Origin of the sequence: Micromonospora inyonensis (assembly GCF_900091415.1) — a bacterium.
Classification (GTDB): domain Bacteria; phylum Actinomycetota; class Actinomycetes; order Mycobacteriales; family Micromonosporaceae; genus Micromonospora; species Micromonospora inyonensis.
Genome location: NZ_FMHU01000002.1, coordinates 2,901,760 through 2,916,686, shown reverse-complemented (window position 1 = coordinate 2,916,686; position 14,927 = coordinate 2,901,760). Strand labels below are relative to the sequence as shown.

Genomic DNA, 14,927 nt, shown 5'->3' with positions numbered 1-14,927 from the left:
GCCGCGGCCTCAGCCCGCCGGCGGGATGAGGATCTCGAACCAGACCGTGGAGCCGCGTACCGTCGGATCCGTCCCCCACGCGTCGCTGAGCTGCTCGATCAGCCCCAGTCCGCGGCCCCGGCTGCTCAACGTGTCGGTTTGCGCCTTCGTCACGCTGCCCCGGGTCCCGGAGTCGGCGACCGACACCAGCAGGCGCTCGGGGCTGAGGTCGATCTCGACCCGGGCGGCGGTGCCGGCGTGCAACAGGGCGTTGGTGGTCAGTTCGCTGGTGCACAGGACGGCGGCCCCGACGATCGACTCGGGCACCTGCCAGTCGGAGAGCTGCGCGGTCATCCAGTGCCGTACCCGGCTCGGCGCGGTCGGTTCGGCGGGGACCTCCATGCTGGCCGACCGGCTCGGCATCAGCGCGTGCTCCACCGCGAGGACCGCCACGTCGTCCTCGGTCCCGTCGGGCACCGCGGCGGTCGCGACCGCGCAGAGCGCCCGGGGGTCGCCACTGGCCGCACCGGCGATCGCCTCGGCCAGCCCGGTGAGCCCCACCGAGAGGCTCTGCCGGCGGCGTTCGACCACGCCGTCGCTGAACAGCAGCAGGGTGTCGCCGGGTGAGAACCGGACCGTGGCGGTGCCGGGGCGGCAGCCCAGCCCCAGCGGGGCGCCGGTCGGCACGTCGAGGTACTCGGCCGTGGGCTCGTCGTCCGGGGAGGGGCACCGGCGCAGCAGCGGCGCGGGGTGCCCGGCGCTGGCCAGGGTGAGCCGCTCCCGTCCGGCGTCGATCACCCCGAAGACGACGGTCACGAAGAGTTCGTACGTGCCGGCCTCGGCACCCAGGCTGGCGACCAGCCGGTCCAGCCCGGCCAAGACGGCGTCCGGGCGTGGGTCGGCAAGCGCCAGGGCACGCAGCGCCGCCCGGACCTGCCCCATCCGGGCCGCCGCCTGCACGTCGTGGCCGGCAACGTCGCCGAGCACGACGCCCAGCCTGCCGTCGGGCAGGACGAAGGCGTCGTAGAAGTCGCCCCCGGCCGCGTTGCCGTCCACACCCGGGTCGTACCGGGCGGCGATGCGCAACCGGGGCAGGTCCGGCAGGTGCTCCGGGAGCATGCTGCGTTGCAGCAACTGGGCGGTGCCGTGCTGGGTCTCGAACCGGCGGGCGCGCTCGGCCGCCTGCGCGACCAGCTCGGCGGAGGCGGCCAGCAGTGCCCGCTCCGCAGCCGACCAGGGGTGCCCCCGCTGGTACCCGACGCTGAGCCCGCCGTGCAGCACCGGCGTCCGCAGCGGCAGCGCGGCCAAGGCGCGGATCTTCTGGTCGTGCCGGTCCACCGCCGCCGCCGCGAGCGGCTGGCCGTCCGTGGTGAACGACGGCACCCCGCTGCGGGCGGTCACCACCAGCGGCAGCGGCGAGTCGTCCGGCGCGCGCCGCCAGAGCGGGGGCAGCCGCTCGTCGGCCTCGTCGAGCAGCTCGCCCCGGATCCGGCGGACGATGCGCCAACCACCGCCGTCGTCCACCCCGAAGGACACCAGGTCGGCGTCGAACGAGTCGAGGGCGTACCGCAGCGCCACCCGGGCCACGTCGTCCAGGGTGAGGGTGCCGGAGAGCGCGGCGGCCAGCTCGCTGAGACTCTGCAACTGCTCGGTCACCTGGGTGGTCTCGGCCGCCACCGTCAGTACGCCGACCACCTTCCCGCCGCTGTCGCGTACCGGGGAGCAGCCCCGGATAAAGACCGCCTGCTCGACCCGGCCGGTGCCGTGCCGCAGGATCGGCAGGATCGACTCCTTCTCCAGCGCGGACGTGCCCTCCTGGAAGGTGCGTTCGACCAGGTCACCGACTCCGGGTAGGGACCAGATCCCGGCGAAGACCTCGGCCGCCGGCCGGCCGATCGCCGGATGGGCCACGCCGACCAGTTCGGCGTACCCGTCGTTGTAGAGCAGCCGGAGCTCCCTGCCCAGGGTCAGCGCCATCGGCACCGGCGAGGCGAGGACCAGATCGACGACGGCCCGGACCGCCGGGTCCCACCGCTCGATCGGCCCGAGTGGCGTGCCGGACCACGGATGGCCGAGGACGAGCGCCGCCGTGCCGACGCTGGCGGCCCGCGGGATCGGGGCGGGTGAAGCGGGAACGTGCCCGACCGTGCCTGGCATGTGACGCAGCCTATCCGGCGTGGTCCCGTGGCGTTTCGGTCGTGCCCCGGCCGACGCCCGCGCCGGTGCCGGCGGCGTTCCGTTCCCGCCGTCCCGAACAGGGAGGACATGTCCGGAAACTGGCCGGTGCCGCTGCGGGTTGGTGCTTCTTCGGCCGGGTATGCGGGCGGCGCAGACCAGGCGACAGGGAGGGACATCATGCGGAAAACCCTCGCGGTCAGGCAGGTCGACATCGGCGACGCCCTGACCGACATGTGGAGGTCGGTGCTGCTCTTCGTACCGAGGGCCATCGCCTTCATCGCGATCCTCGTGGTGGGCTGGATCATCGCCCGCGCGGTGCTCAAGATCGTGGACACGGTGCTCGAACGGGTGGGATTCGACCGGGCGGTCGAGCGGGGTGGGGTCAAACGGGCGCTGGAGCGCACCCGGTACGACGCCAGTGACATCCTGGCCAGACTGGCGTACTACGCCGTGCTGCTGTTCACCCTGCAGTTCGCGTTCGGGGTGTGGGGGCCGAACGCGATCAGCGACCTGATCTCAGGTGTGGTGGCGTGGCTGCCCAGGGCCTTCATCGCGATCGTCATCGTGGTGGTGGCCGCGGCGATCGCCAAGGCCGTCAAGGACCTCGTCACCGGGGCGCTCGGCGGGCTCTCGTACGGCAAGATCCTCGCTGACCTGGCGGCGATCTTCATCCTCGCGCTCGGTGTCATCGCCGCGCTGAACCAGGTCGGTATCGCCACCACGGTGACCACTCCGGTGTTGATCGCGGTGCTCGCCACCGTGGCCGGAATCCTGATCATCGGTGTCGGCGGTGGTCTGGTGAAGCCGATGCAGTCCCGTTGGGACCGTTGGCTGGACCGGGCCGCGGAGGAGTCGCGGGCGGTGCAGATGCAGCGTCAGGCCCAGACGGCCGGTCGGATGGACACCGAGCGGCAGATGGCCGACCGGGGTGGTGCGGCGCACATGCCGACGGGGACGAGCGGGACGCCCGGCGCCTCGGCGACCCCGTACCGCTCCGGTGCCGGGATGGGGGAGGAGACCCAGCAGTTCCGCCGCGCTGAGTGAGGCGGCACGACCAGGGGAGGACGCCCGGTGCGGGCGTCCTCCCCGCGTTCGGCTGGGCCGGTGGACGGGTGCCGCGTCGGTTCGGTGCGGGCGTCGGTGCGGCGGGTGGCCCGTCGGGCCGGCGTCGACGTCGGTCAGGCGGGCGTGGAGACCGGCCGGGCCAGCGCGCAGACCGCCAGCAGCCGGGTCAGCACCCAGTCCGGGGCCGACCAGTCCACCGGTCCGGCCGGCGGGGCCCAGCCGTGCTCCTCGGCCGCCGTGCGGACGCCGTCGGCGTATCCGGCCAGGGCGGCCAGGGTGAGAGGCCGGCGGTCGCCGTCGAGGCTGTCCCTGATGGCGGCGGCGTGCTGGTCGACCCGGGCGAGGAGGTCGGGCCGGCGGCTGGCGACGGCCAGTCCCGCGGTGCCGATCGACACGGTCAGGGCGGCGATGGAGGCCCGCGCCACCCCCACCACCGTGTCGTCGGTCAGACCTCTGGTGAAGTGCGCATACATGGAAAGCGAGAGTAATCCCGCCGGGGGTGCCCCGACCTCGTCCGGACGGCGGTGACCGGCTCGACCACCAGGTGGAGTTTGCCCGGACATGCGTGACCTGCCCCACATCGGGGCACTACCCGGAGGCAGCGTGGACCGGCGAGCGGAGACATGGATGGCCCACCACGGGAACGAACCGGGCGAGCGGCACGATGGGGACGCCCCGGACGAGCGGCACCGTCGGCCCGCCGGGGTGGACGACGAGACGGTCGCCGCGCTCGGCAAGCTCAGCGAGGCGCTGGAGACCGTCGAGCGGGCCCGGGGACACCTCTACTCCCTGCACCAGCTGATCGGTCACGCCGACCTGATGCTCGACGACGTCGTCGAGCGGTTCCGCGCCGCCGGGCACGACCGGATCGCCGACCGGATCGCCGAGGAACTGCTGGGGCGCAACGTCATCGCGGGTCGGTGGACGTTCCAGATCGTCGAGGACTTCGACGACGGGTACTACGCCCTCTTCCGGAACCTGGACCGGCAGGCCCGCGACGAGCTGGTGCAGGGCCGGCGGCACCTGTTCGAGGCGGAGATGAAGGAGCACCGCCGAACCCGGGGACGCCCGGGGCACGAGGCCCGCCCGGACGGGACGGGCTGAGTCAGCCCCGGTCCGCGCTGCGCGCGTCGGCCGGACGGCGTCGTCCGGCGTCGTCCGCGATGATCACTGTCGCGACCAGCATCGCGACGCAGAGGCTGAACAGCCACGAGTCGTCGGAGACCAGCGCGGCGGAGACCGGTGCCTGGAGCGCGGCCAGCAGGAAGCCGAGCCAAGCCAGGCGGCGCTGACGATCGGTGAGGAAGCTACTGCCCTGTTGCATCCCGACAGTCTTGCGCGCGATGCCCGGATTGCCCTTCCTCCGATCGGTCGATTCTGGGTGACCTGTCCGGATCCCCGGCCGTGTCGCCGGCGCTTCCCGGAGCCGACGTGGTATCGGCCACTGCCAACGTCGGCCGGATGGGGCAGGATGGCCGGTCGTGCCGACATCCCCCCGGGCCTCCCTGCTCCTGCTCGCGTACCTCGCCTTCGTCAGTCTCGGCCTGCCGGACGGACTGCTCGGGGTCGGCTGGCCCGCGATGCGGGCGGATTTCGGGGTGCCGACCGAGGCGGTCGGCGTGGCACTCACCGCCGGGACGGCCGGCTACCTGACCTCCAGCCTCCTCGCCGGGTTCAGCATCGCCCGGCTCGGGGTCGGCCGGCTGCTGGCCGGAAGCACCCTGCTGGCGAGCCTGGCCCTCACCGGGTACGCCCTCGCGCCCGGCCTGGCCGTCGTGGTGTGCTGCGCGCTGGTGCTCGGCTTCGGCTCCGGGGCGGTCGACTCCGGGCTCAACGCGTACGCCGCCGGTGCGTTCGGACCCCGGCACATGAACTGGCTGCACGCCTTCTTCGGCCTCGGGGTGGCCATCGGCCCGCTGATCATGACCGGGGCGATCAGCGCCGGTCTCTCCTGGCGTTGGGGGTACGGACTCGTCGCCGCCGGTCAGCTCGCCCTGGCCGTGGCGTTCGCGCTCACCGTCCGGGCCTGGCGGGACCGGGGCGCGGCGGCCGGACGGCCGACCCGACCGGCCATCGTTCCGGTCCGGCAGACCCTGCGGCTGCCGGCGGTCTGGCTGGGAGCGCTCGGCTTCGGCGTCTACGCCGCCATCGAGATCGGAGCCGGGCTCTGGGCTTTCCTGCTGCTCACCGAGGGACGCGGACTCGGCGCGACAGCAGCCGGAATCTGCGTCTCGGGGTACTGGGCCAGCCTCTTCGTGGGCCGGGTCGTCCAAGGTGTGATCGCCGAACGGTTCGGCAGCGGACGGGTGCTCTGGGGAAGCCTGGCTGGCCTCGCCGTCGGAGCCGTCCTGGTGGCGGTTCCCGGCCCGGCCTGGCTGGCCGTGGCCGGTCTCGCGGTGATCGGCTTCGCCGCCGCCCCCGTCTTTCCACTGCTCACCCTCACCACCGCCGACCGGGTCGGCGGGGCGCACGCCGACCGGGCCATCGGGGTGCAGATCGCCGTCGCGGGCCTCTGCGGTGCCCTCGGCCCGGCCGCGATCGGGGTGCTGCTCGGCCGGACGTCGGTCGAGGCGCTCGGACCGGCACTCGTCGTCCTCGCCGTGGCGCTGATCGCCCTGCAACTCGCCGCCACCCGGCGGGCCGCCTGAACCCTGCCCCTGGTGCCGTTGCGCTGTTGTGGTTGCGCTGTTGTGGTTGCAGGGGTCCCCTGCTCCTCAAAATGCGGTAGCAGGGGACCCCTGCAACCATCGCAGGACGGCCGGCGACCACATCGCGCCAGCGACCGCCTCCGGGATCAGACGTCGGGGCCGGTGCGGCCGGTCGTCGAGGGTCGGTACGCCCGCTGCCCGTCCGTCGCCTCCCGCTCGTGGTCGCCCTCGTGGGCGGTGCGTCCGTCCGCCGGGATCGGCCCGTGCCCGAAGGCGGACTCGTAGCCCGCGTCGTTGCCGGTCATGTCGTCGGCCTGCCCGTCGACCGGGGAGGTCGCCACCGCCTTGTCCAGTTCGCTGAGCGGGAGCCGTTGTTCGTCACGCCACGCGGCGCCGTCGTTGTCGGTCATGGGTTCGCCGTACCCCCGGCCCGGGACGACAAACCGGACCGACGCTGCCCCGGGACGACGACGCCGACCAGGGGTGCGGACACCCGCCGCGACATCGACCGGGGTGCGGACACGCGCGGCGACATCGACCGGGGCGCGGACACGCGCGGCGACGCCGACCGGTGCCGGACACGCGGCGACGGCCACCGGGCGGGGCCGGCGGCCGTCGGGACGCGGTACGGGTCAGGGCTGGGGCCGGTCGACCTTGCCCCGCCAGGCACCGGTCTCCTGACCGCGTCGTTCGATGAACGACTTGAACCGCTCCAGATCGCCCTTGGCGCGGCGGTCGACGATGCCGAGCTTGTCGCCGGCCTTCTCGACCACGCCGTGCGGCTCGAACTCCAGCTGGAGCGTGACCCGGGTGTGCCTCTCGTCGAGGCGGTGGAAGGTCACCACACCGGCGTGCTCCGTACCGCCGGTCGAGTTCCAGGCCACCCGCTCGTCCGGGAGCTGCTCGGTGATCTGCGCGTCGAACTCACGCTTCACGCCGGCGATCTCCACGGTCCAGTGGGTCATCGTGTCGGAGAGCTGCCGGACCTCCTGCACGCCCTCCATGAACTGGGGGAATTCCTCGAACTGGGTCCACTGGTCGTACGCGGTCCGGATCGGGACGTCCACGTCCACGTGCTCCATAACGCCACTCATCAGGGCATCCTCCTCATCTGCCAGGGCCGGTACGGGTCGGGGGTCGACCCGACCGTTCACCAGCGCTGCGTCTCGTTCTTGTGGCCCAGTGCCGCCCAGACCTCGGAGACGGTCCGGTACCGGGTGCCGGCCGGCAGCCGTTCCAGGGCGGCGATCACGTCGTCGGGCGCCTCGTTCTCCCGGGCACTGCCCAGCAACGTCTCCCGGTCACCGGGGAGCGCCGACAGGCCGATGAACCGGCCGAGCCGGCTGCGCTGCTCCACGTCCGTGGAGCTCATCCCCTGCGGCGCGCCGGTGCGCAACTCGCCCGCCGGCGCGGTGGTCGCGCCCGGCTGGTCCTCGCCGGCCGGCTCCGCCTCGCGGAACTCGTCGACCCGGGAGCCACCGACCCCCGGACCCTGCACCAGGCCACTGACCTCCTGGCTCATCTGGTCGTCGAGCCGGGGTCCGTGCTTGTTGCTGCCTCGTTCCATGCTTACTGCGCTACCCGGGCGGGACGGGGATAAACCGCGTACCGCAGCGGGACGGCGTGGTCAGGACTCGGCGGCGCGCTTCGGGGTGAGGACCGGTTCCCCGGGCTCCGGGACCCCGGCCTGGATCATGCGGCCACGTTGGAGTTCGGCGTTGATCTGTACCCCGAACATCAGGGCGCAGTTCGACAGGTAGAGCCACACCAGGAACGCGATGATCGCGCCCAGGCTGCCGTACGTGACGTCGTACGAGCCGAAGTTGGCCACGTACAGGCCGAAGCCGAAGGAGACGAGGATCCAGGCCAGCAGGGCCACCGCGCCACCCACGGTGAGCCAGCGGAACCGGGGCTGCCGCACGTTCGGGGCGATCCAGAACAGCAGCGACAGCAGTACCATCAGCACCGTGGCGAGCACCGGCCACTTCGCCACGCTCCACGCGGTACGCGGCGCGTCGCCCAGGTCGAGCAGGTTGCCGACGGCCTCGGCCACCGGGCCGCTGACGATCAACCCGGTCGCCACCACCGCCAGCAGCACCAGGGAGACCGCGGCCAGTCCGATCTGCATCGGACGCAGCCGGTAGAACGGCCGGCCCTCCTCGACGCCGTAGATCGCGTTGGAGGCGCGGGTGAACGCGCCGATGAAGCCCGAGGCCGACCAGAGCGCGCCGAGCAGACCGAAGCTGAGCAGCGCCTTCACCCCGCTCCGCTGGTCCACCACGCCCTCGATCACCCCGACGACGTTCTCGTTGGCCACCACCGAGCCGGCGCCCACGTCGCGGGCCAGGCCGAGCAGCGTGTCCACGGTCCGGTCGCCCTCGGAGACCAGCCCGACCAGGGCCACCACCACCACGATCGAGGGGAAGAGGGCGAGCACGCCGTAGTAGGTCAGCGCCGCGGCCCAGTCCGCGCAGTTGTCCTTGACGAAGTTCTGCCCGCTGCGGACCAGCACGCCGCGCCAGGTCGGCCAGCTCAACTGCCGCAGCCCCCGGGGGATCCGCAGCTCGCGTCCTCCGCCGGCCGGCGCGGTCGGCTCCGTCGTCGTCGCTGCCATGACCGCTCCCCGCCCTCGCCGCCGTGACCCGGGGGCGTCCGTCGCGCCGGGTCGCGCGGTCGGTCCGCTCCGGGCCGGAACCCGGCGGTACCCGGGGCGCGAGTTCGACAAACCCGGATGCGCCGTTTGCCGCTGCCGGGACCGGGAACGGTCAACCCGGAAGCACCCGACGCGAAGGAGGACGACATGCCAGGGCGTGAGGTACTGCCCAGCACCGTCCGGCGTTCACCTGAGAAGGCGCAACGGACCTGGGCGAAGACGCACGACTCGGCGGTCGAGACGTATGGCGAGGGGGAGCGGGCGCACCGCACCGCCTTCGCCGCGCTCAAGCACGAGTTCGAGAAGGTCGGCGACCACTGGGAGCCGAAGGGCCGCAAGGGGCCCAGCGACCGGCAGGCCGCCGGGGGCGGGCCGGCCCGGCGGGCACCCACCGCCGCCGGAGTGGACGCGAACGCCACCAAGGACCACCTGATGCAGGTCGCCCGCAAGCTGGACGTCCGGGGCAGGTCCCGGATGACCAAGCCGGAACTGGTCGACGCGATCCGCAAGGCCAACGACCGGCAGACCCGCAGGGCGCGTGGGGACTGACCGACCCCGCCCGGGTGGCGGGTGCCGGTTCGCTCACCAGTGTCCGCCGCCCGGAGCGCTCAGGTGCACGACCTTCGTGGTGGTGAACTCGTCGAGCAGCTCCGGGCCGAACCCGAAGCCCTGGCCACTGCTCCGGCGTGGCTGCGCGGCACCGCCCGGCGCGCCGCCGAACACCGCGTTGACCTTGACCGTGCCGACCGGCAGCTCGCGCCATGCCCGCTGGGCGTGGCCCATCGACGCGGTGAGCACCGTGGCGGCCAGCCCGTACGGCGAGCACGCCGCCCGCCCCAGCGCCTCGGTGAACGAGTCCACCACGAGCACCGGCGCGACCGGGCCGAAGGTCTCCTCGCGGACCAGCGCCATCCGGTCGGTGCAGTCGGTGACCACGGTCGGCGGGTAGAAGGCTCCCGGTCCGGCCGGCACCGCCCCGCCGGTCAGGACGCGGGCACCCTCGGCCACCGCCGCCAGCACCTGGCCGTGCACGTGGTCGCGGTGCCGCCGGTCCACCAGCGGACCGATTTCGGTTTCCCCGTCCTGCCCCGGGCCGATCCGCATCGCCCGGGCCAGGTCGACCAGCGCCGGGACGACGTCGCCGGCCACCTCCCGGTGCACGTAGATCCGTTCCACCGCCACGCAGAGCTGCCCGGCGTTGGCGAACGCGCCCATCGCCGCCTGCCCGGCGGCCCAGACCGGGTCGACCCCGGCGTCGACGATCAGCGGATCGCTGCCCCCGTTCTCCAGCAGGGCCTTGGCACCGGTGCGGGCGCAGGCGGCGGCGACCGCCCGGCCGGTCGTGGAGGAGCCCACGTGTGCCACCACGTCGACCTCCTGGGCGGCCAGCGCCGCGCCGACCCGCGCGTCGCCGGTCAGCAGGGACAGCACCCCGGCCGGGAGTTCACCGTCGAGCGCCCGGGCCAGCAGCCAGCCGGTGGCGGGGGTGCGCTCGCTGGGCTTGAACACCACCACGTTGCCGGTGACCAGGGCCGCGCCGAGCAGCCCGCAGGCCACCGCCACCGGGTCGTTCCACGGGGTGATCACGGCGACCACGCCGCGTGGCTCCGGCGCCATGAAGTCGACCGCGTCCCGCCCGCCGTGCAGGGTCCGGCCGCCCCGGAGCGGCCCCAGTTCGGCGTACTGGCGCAGGGTGCCGACCCCCGCCGCCACGCCACCCCGGGCGTCGAGCAGGGGCTTGCCCATCTCCGCGGTGGTCGCCTGCGCCAGCTCCTCGGCGACCGCCTCGACGGCGTCGGCCGCCCGGCGCAGGGCTGCCGCCCGCTCCGCCGGGTCCGTCGCCGCCCACGTCGCCGCCGCGCCCCGGGCCGCGCCGACCGCCTTGGCCACCTCGTCCTCGGTGGCCGTCGGGACGGTGCTGACGTCGGTGCCGTCCGCCGGATCGGTCACGACGAACTCGCCGCCCGCGCCGCCCGCGCCCCACACGCCTCCGATGAGCTGTTCCACCCGCCACATGGCGCGCTGCATGCCCCCAGTCGGGCCGGGCAAACGCGTTTCACCCGGTTGCCCGGGGGGTAGCGGGACCGGATGATGTCCCCCATGCCGTCCAGCGGGTACGCGGAGGCCGGGTCCGGCGCGGAGAGCGCGGACGCCGTCGTGATCGGTGCCGGGCACAACGGACTGGTCGCCGCGAACCTGCTCGCCGACGCCGGGTGGGACGTCCTGGTGCTGGAGGCGACCGGTGCGCCCGGCGGCGCGGTCCGCTCCGCCGAGGTCACCGCCCCCGGCTACCTCAGCGACCTCTACAGTTCGTTCTACCCCCTCGGGTACGCCTCGCCGGTGCTGCGTCAGCTCGCGCTCGACGAACACGGCCTCGCCTGGGGGCACGCGCCGGACGTGCTGGCGCACCTGCTGCCCGACGGGCGGGCGGCGGTGCTCAACCGCGACCCGCGGCGCACCGCCGCGTCGATGGAGGCGTTCGCCCCCGGCGACGGGAAACGCTGGCTGGAGTCGTACGAGGACTGGCGGAAGATCTCCCGGCCGCTGGTGGACGCCCTGTTCACCCCGTTCCCGCCGGTGCGCAACGGGCTGGAACTGCTCGCCCGGCTGCGTACCGCCGGGGCGTTGCGCCTGGCCCGACGGCTGGTCCTGCCGGTCCGTCAGCTCGGTGCGGAACTCTTCGACGGCGAGGGTGCCCCGGCGCTGCTGGCCAGCTGTGCCCTGCACACCGATCTCTCCCCGGAGGACGCCGGCTCCGGCATCTACGGCTGGCTGCTGGCCATGCTCGGCCAGGAGGTCGGCTGGCCGGTGCCGGTGGGCGGGGCGCAGCGGATCACCGACGCGCTGGTGGCCCGGCTGCGCGCGCGGGGCGGCCGGATCAGCTACGACGCGCACGTCGACCGGGTGCTGGTCGCCCGGGGGCGGGCGATGGGCGTCCGGACGGTCGGCGGCCGGACCTGGCGGGCCAGGCGGGCGGTGCTCGCCGACGTGCCCGCCCCCGCGCTCTACCTCGACCTGGTCGGCGCGGCCCGGCTGCCGTCCCGCCTCGTCGAGGACCTGTCCCACTTCCGCTGGGACGGCTCCACGGTGAAGGTCGACTGGGCGCTCGACGGCCCGGTGCCGTGGACCAACCCGGAGGTGGCCGGGGCGGGGACGGTGCACCTGGCCACCGACCTCAACGGCCTGACCCGGTACGCGGCGACGCTGGCCTGCGGAGAGGTCCCGGAGGACCCGTTCCTGTTGGCAGGGCAGATGACCACCGCCGACCCGAGCCGTTCCCCGGCCGGCACCGAGTCACTCTGGGCGTACACCCACCTGCCGTTCCGACGGGACTGGCGGGCCGAGGACGTGGCCGGGCACGTGGAGCGGATGGAGGCGGTGCTGGAGCGGCACGCGCCCGGCTTCCGCGCCCGGGTCCGGGGCCGGTTCGTGGCCGGACCGGCGGATCTCGAACAGCGCAACCCGAGCCTCGTCGGCGGTGCGGTCGGCGGCGGTACGGCCGCCGCGTACCAGCAGCTCTTCCTGCGTCCGGTGCCCGGGCTGGGCCGCCCGGACACCCCGATCGACCGGCTCTACCTGGCGAGCGCGTCGGCGAACCCGGGTGGTGGTGTGCACGGCGCCCCCGGGGCGAACGCGGCGCGGGCCGCGCTGGTGCGGAACCGGGCGGTGACCGGGGGGATCTACGCCCGGGTCGTCGGCGCGGCGAACCGCGCCGTCTACCGCTGAGTCGCCTACCGCGCCGCCTGCGGCTCGTCGTCCGTGTCGGTCGTCCCGAGGGCGGCCGGCGGCTGGTCGTCGGTCCCGGCCGGTGCGGGCGCGGCCGTCGGGTCGCCGGCGTCGTCCGCCTGCTCCGGCCTACGCGGCGCCACCACCTCGACCGGTGCCGCCTCCAGCGCCGGGGGAGTCGTACTGCCGATGTCCCGGTGTCGGCTACGGAGCTTGAACGGCATCAGCGCGCTCTCGATCTTGGTGGCGGTGGTCATCTTCGACACGCCGTCGCGCCGCTCCTCGAAGCGGATCGGCACCTCCAGGATGGTGTGTCCGAGCTTCGTCGCCAGGTAGTGCATCTCGACCTGGAAGCTGTAGCCGTTGGACTGCACCCGGTCGAGGCCGATGTCGCGCAGCGCCTCGGCCCGCCAGATCTTGAAGCCGGCGGTCAGGTCGCGGATCCGGACCCGCAGCAGGGTGTGCACGTAGAGGTTGGCCCACCCGCTGAGTGCGCGACGGTAGAGCGGCCACGCCTCGTCCAGCTCGCCGCCGGGCACGTACCGGGACCCGATCACCACCCCGGCTCCGGTGGAGAGCAGCGCGCCGAGCATGCCGGGCAGCGCCTCCGCCGGGTGCGACAGGTCGGCGTCCATCTGGGCGACGTAGTCGGCGCCGCCGTCCAGCGCCCGGGTCATGCCGTCCACGTACGCCCGGCCGAGCCCCTCCTTGCCCGCGCGGTGCACGACCTCGATCCGGCCGGGGTGTTCGATGGCGAGCTTGTCGGCGACCTCACCGGTGCCGTCGGGGGAGTTGTCGTCGGCGACGAGCACCCGCAGCCCGGGCAGCGGAAGGGCGAGAAGCCGCTCCACCAGCACCGGGAGATTCCCCGCCTCGTTGTAGGTCGGCACCACGACCGTCAGGCGCGCGTCCCGCCACGGCGAGGGCAACTGTACGGGTTCGATCATGACGAGCATCCTCAGTTTGCCGGCAAGTGTCCCTGAAAGGGTAGCCATCCGACCGCGTCCCGCGCTCAGGGCTCCCCGATGGGCCTTCGGGCGCTTCGCCACGGCCGCCCCGGAGCGCCACCGCGCACCGTAGCCCCGGCCGTCACCAGCGGCTCAGCGCCGCCGACGGGCCAGCCCACCCAGGGCGAGCGCGAGGACGCCGAGCCCGGCGGCGGTGACCGCCGGTTTGTGCGTGCCGACCCAGAGCGCCGCCGAGCTGCCCCGCGCCCGGTCGGTGAAGACCCCCTCGGCACCCCGGTCACGGTCGGCGTCGCCCGGCTGGTCCAGGTTGTCCCGCCAGGCGGCCCGGTCGATGGGTGTCTCGGTCTGCTGGCTGTCGTAGCCGTCCCGGGCGAGCTTGCGGTCGAGCAGACCGGGGAAGAACGTGTCGCCCAGCCGTGCCTTCCAGGTCGGGCCGCCCACGTTCAGCTCGCGGGGCCCCCGGTCGGCGGCCCATACGATCGCCCGCGCGGCCACCTCCGGGGCGAAGATCGGCGGCACCGGCTGCGGGTGCCGGGGCAGTCGGGTCCGCATCCAGGAGAACTGCGGGGTGTTCACCGCCGGAAGCTGCACCATCGACAGCGTCACCCCCGGGCAGTCGTGCAGCAGCTCCGCCCGGAGCGAGTCGTTGAAGCCCTGGATGGCGTGCTTGCTGGCGCAGTACGCCGACTGCAACGGGATGCCCCGGTAGGCCAGCGCCGAGCCGACCTGGACGATGGCACCCCGGGCGTGGGCGCGCATGTGGCGCAGCGCGGCCAGGGTGCCGTACACCGTACCGAGGTAGTTGACCTCGGTGACCCGGCGGTACTCGTCCGCCGGGATCTCCCAGGCGGGTGCGAGGACCGACACCATGGCGTTGTTGATCCACACGTCGAGCGCACCCCAGCGGTGCGCCACCTCGTCGGCGGCCCGGTGTACCGCCCCCGCGTCGGCGACGTCGAGCTGGTGGGTGGACACCTCCGCCGCGCCCCGCTCCCGACAGTCACGGGCGGCGGCGGCGAGGCCGGCCGCGCCCCGGGCGATCAGCGCCAGCCGGGCGCCCCGCGCGGCGTAGTGGCGGGCCACCGCCCGGCCGACCCCGGCACTTGCTCCGGTGATCACCACGGTCTGCGTCATCGGTCGCCCTTCTGTCGGGTGGCGATGTCCGCCAGCCGGTTGAGCGTCTCCTTGTTGCGCTGCTTGAGCACCAGATCGTTGACCTTGTTGCGGACCCAGCGCAGCGGGCCGGCGGTGAAGTCCTCGGCGAGCCGCACCCGGGTGGCGTCCGGGCCGACCGGCTCGAGGGCGAAGACCACGGTCGCCTCGCCGGCCGGCCAGAGCCCGGCCAGGATGACCAGACGCCGTGGCGGTTCGCAGACCAGCACGGTGGAGGTGTCGGTGAGGGAGAACGGCCACGGCCCCGCCCGGTGGTGCAGCCGGGTGCCGACGGCCGGCCAGCCGTCGTCGACGTCCCGCATGTGCGTCGTGCCGACCACCCAGTCGCTGTACGTCCACCCGTCGGCGAGCACGTCGAAGACCTGCTCCGGGGGTGCCCCGATCACTTTCTCCACAATCGCCACTGGGCTCCCATACCCCGGCCAGGTGGCGGGCTAACCGGTTAGCTTCTCCGGGGCGCCGGGTAAGGGCGGGCTTGGGTGGGGGCGGACGCCGGGCCGGGCCGGCGCGGGACGACGGGACGGTCGCGCCGCGGCC

General features: G+C 74.0%; 15 protein-coding genes and 1 pseudogene. 5 read left to right on the top strand and 11 right to left on the bottom strand.

Annotated elements, in window-relative coordinates; all coding sequences use genetic code 11:
• Positions 1–9: 9 nt before the first annotated feature.
• Positions 10–2,136 carry a SpoIIE family protein phosphatase gene (locus GA0074694_RS27355; RefSeq protein WP_091462841.1) on the bottom strand — a complete coding sequence of 709 codons (2,127 nt, stop codon included), beginning with the start codon at positions 2,134–2,136 and terminating at the stop codon, positions 10–12.
• Between the two features lie 198 nt (positions 2,137–2,334).
• On the opposite strand from GA0074694_RS27355, the gene GA0074694_RS27350 reads away from it, so the two are divergent.
• Positions 2,335–3,201 (top strand): mechanosensitive ion channel family protein, encoded by an 867-nt coding sequence (locus GA0074694_RS27350; protein ID WP_091462840.1) that lies wholly within the window; start codon positions 2,335–2,337, stop codon positions 3,199–3,201.
• Between the two features lie 134 nt (positions 3,202–3,335).
• On the opposite strand, the gene GA0074694_RS27345 is transcribed toward GA0074694_RS27350, so the two are convergent.
• Positions 3,336–3,695 carry a DUF6401 family natural product biosynthesis protein gene (locus GA0074694_RS27345; RefSeq protein WP_091462839.1) on the bottom strand — a complete coding sequence of 120 codons (360 nt, stop codon included), beginning with the start codon at positions 3,693–3,695 and terminating at the stop codon, positions 3,336–3,338.
• A 154-nt stretch (positions 3,696–3,849) separates the two neighbouring features.
• Between GA0074694_RS27345 and GA0074694_RS27340 the strand changes: the two genes are divergently transcribed.
• Complete coding sequence (locus GA0074694_RS27340) at positions 3,850–4,326, top strand: hypothetical protein (protein WP_091462838.1); 477 nt, start codon at positions 3,850–3,852, stop codon at positions 4,324–4,326.
• A 1-nt stretch (position 4,327) separates the two neighbouring features.
• Here the strand turns inward: GA0074694_RS27340 and GA0074694_RS27335 are convergent, their stop codons facing one another.
• Positions 4,328–4,546, bottom strand: a complete 219-nt coding sequence (locus tag GA0074694_RS27335; protein WP_091462837.1) for a hypothetical protein — start codon at positions 4,544–4,546, stop codon at positions 4,328–4,330.
• A gap of 157 nt (positions 4,547–4,703) precedes the next feature.
• Between GA0074694_RS27335 and GA0074694_RS27330 the strand changes: the two genes are divergently transcribed.
• Positions 4,704–5,870 carry an MFS transporter gene (locus tag GA0074694_RS27330; RefSeq protein WP_091462836.1) on the top strand — a complete coding sequence of 389 codons (1,167 nt, stop codon included), beginning with the start codon at positions 4,704–4,706 and terminating at the stop codon, positions 5,868–5,870.
• Between the two features lie 146 nt (positions 5,871–6,016).
• Here GA0074694_RS27330 and GA0074694_RS27325 read toward each other — a convergent pair whose 3' ends face one another.
• From GA0074694_RS27325 to GA0074694_RS27310, 4 genes are all read right to left on the bottom strand, one after another.
• Positions 6,017–6,280 (bottom strand): hypothetical protein, encoded by a 264-nt coding sequence (locus GA0074694_RS27325; protein ID WP_091464116.1) that lies wholly within the window; start codon positions 6,278–6,280, stop codon positions 6,017–6,019.
• A gap of 222 nt (positions 6,281–6,502) precedes the next feature.
• Positions 6,503–6,964, bottom strand: a complete 462-nt coding sequence (locus GA0074694_RS27320; protein ID WP_091464112.1) for an SRPBCC family protein — start codon at positions 6,962–6,964, stop codon at positions 6,503–6,505.
• 56 nt (positions 6,965–7,020) lie between these two features.
• Positions 7,021–7,437: a DUF2795 domain-containing protein gene (locus GA0074694_RS27315; RefSeq protein WP_091462835.1), complete on the bottom strand. Its 417-nt coding sequence runs from the start codon at positions 7,435–7,437 to the stop codon at positions 7,021–7,023.
• Positions 7,438–7,497: 60 nt separating this feature from the next.
• A complete protein-coding gene (locus GA0074694_RS27310; RefSeq protein ID WP_091462834.1) occupies positions 7,498–8,484 on the bottom strand; it encodes a YihY/virulence factor BrkB family protein in 987 nt (328 codons plus the stop codon).
• 186 nt (positions 8,485–8,670) lie between these two features.
• On the opposite strand from GA0074694_RS27310, the gene GA0074694_RS27305 reads away from it, so the two are divergent.
• Positions 8,671–9,072, top strand: a complete 402-nt coding sequence (locus GA0074694_RS27305; RefSeq protein WP_091464108.1) for a ChaB family protein — start codon at positions 8,671–8,673, stop codon at positions 9,070–9,072.
• A gap of 33 nt (positions 9,073–9,105) precedes the next feature.
• Here GA0074694_RS27305 and GA0074694_RS27300 read toward each other — a convergent pair whose 3' ends face one another.
• The gene (locus tag GA0074694_RS27300) at positions 9,106–10,539 is read right to left on the bottom strand and encodes an aldehyde dehydrogenase family protein (protein ID WP_091464103.1); all 1,434 of its coding nucleotides are present in this window, start codon (positions 10,537–10,539) and stop codon (positions 9,106–9,108) included.
• Positions 10,540–10,623: 84 nt separating this feature from the next.
• Between GA0074694_RS27300 and GA0074694_RS27295 the strand changes: the two genes are divergently transcribed.
• On the top strand, positions 10,624–12,249 hold the full coding sequence (locus tag GA0074694_RS27295) for a phytoene desaturase family protein (protein WP_091462833.1): 1,626 nt from the start codon (positions 10,624–10,626) through the stop codon (positions 12,247–12,249).
• A gap of 188 nt (positions 12,250–12,437) precedes the next feature.
• Here GA0074694_RS27295 and GA0074694_RS27290 read toward each other — a convergent pair.
• From GA0074694_RS27290 to GA0074694_RS27280, 3 genes and pseudogenes are all read right to left on the bottom strand, one after another.
• Positions 12,438–13,196 (bottom strand): annotated as a pseudogene (locus GA0074694_RS27290) (polyprenol monophosphomannose synthase); the annotation flags it as partial.
• Positions 13,197–13,349: 153 nt separating this feature from the next.
• On the bottom strand, positions 13,350–14,351 hold the full coding sequence (locus GA0074694_RS27285; protein WP_091462832.1) for an SDR family oxidoreductase: 1,002 nt from the start codon (positions 14,349–14,351) through the stop codon (positions 13,350–13,352).
• Positions 14,348–14,776, bottom strand: coding sequence for an SRPBCC family protein (locus GA0074694_RS27280; protein ID WP_342670950.1), 429 nt, complete (start codon positions 14,774–14,776; stop codon positions 14,348–14,350). The genes GA0074694_RS27285 and GA0074694_RS27280 overlap by 4 nt, the downstream gene beginning before the upstream one ends.
• Positions 14,777–14,927 lie beyond the last annotated feature (151 nt).

Coding starts and splice junctions, on each gene's coding strand:
- GA0074694_RS27355 (WP_091462841.1), bottom strand. CDS start 2,136: ATGCCAGGCACGGTCGGGCACGTTCCCGCTTCACCCGCCCCGATCCCG.
- GA0074694_RS27350 (WP_091462840.1), top strand. CDS start 2,335: ATGCGGAAAACCCTCGCGGTCAGGCAGGTCGACATCGGCGACGCCCTG.
- GA0074694_RS27345 (WP_091462839.1), bottom strand. CDS start 3,695: ATGTATGCGCACTTCACCAGAGGTCTGACCGACGACACGGTGGTGGGG.
- GA0074694_RS27340 (WP_091462838.1), top strand. CDS start 3,850: ATGGCCCACCACGGGAACGAACCGGGCGAGCGGCACGATGGGGACGCC.
- GA0074694_RS27335 (WP_091462837.1), bottom strand. CDS start 4,546: ATGCAACAGGGCAGTAGCTTCCTCACCGATCGTCAGCGCCGCCTGGCT.
- GA0074694_RS27325 (WP_091464116.1), bottom strand. CDS start 6,280: ATGACCGACAACGACGGCGCCGCGTGGCGTGACGAACAACGGCTCCCG.
- GA0074694_RS27320 (WP_091464112.1), bottom strand. CDS start 6,964: ATGAGTGGCGTTATGGAGCACGTGGACGTGGACGTCCCGATCCGGACC.
- GA0074694_RS27315 (WP_091462835.1), bottom strand. CDS start 7,437: ATGGAACGAGGCAGCAACAAGCACGGACCCCGGCTCGACGACCAGATG.
- GA0074694_RS27310 (WP_091462834.1), bottom strand. CDS start 8,484: ATGGCAGCGACGACGACGGAGCCGACCGCGCCGGCCGGCGGAGGACGC.
- GA0074694_RS27305 (WP_091464108.1), top strand. CDS start 8,671: ATGCCAGGGCGTGAGGTACTGCCCAGCACCGTCCGGCGTTCACCTGAG.
- GA0074694_RS27300 (WP_091464103.1), bottom strand. CDS start 10,539: ATGTGGCGGGTGGAACAGCTCATCGGAGGCGTGTGGGGCGCGGGCGGC.
- GA0074694_RS27295 (WP_091462833.1), top strand. CDS start 10,624: ATGCCGTCCAGCGGGTACGCGGAGGCCGGGTCCGGCGCGGAGAGCGCG.
- GA0074694_RS27285 (WP_091462832.1), bottom strand. CDS start 14,351: ATGACGCAGACCGTGGTGATCACCGGAGCAAGTGCCGGGGTCGGCCGG.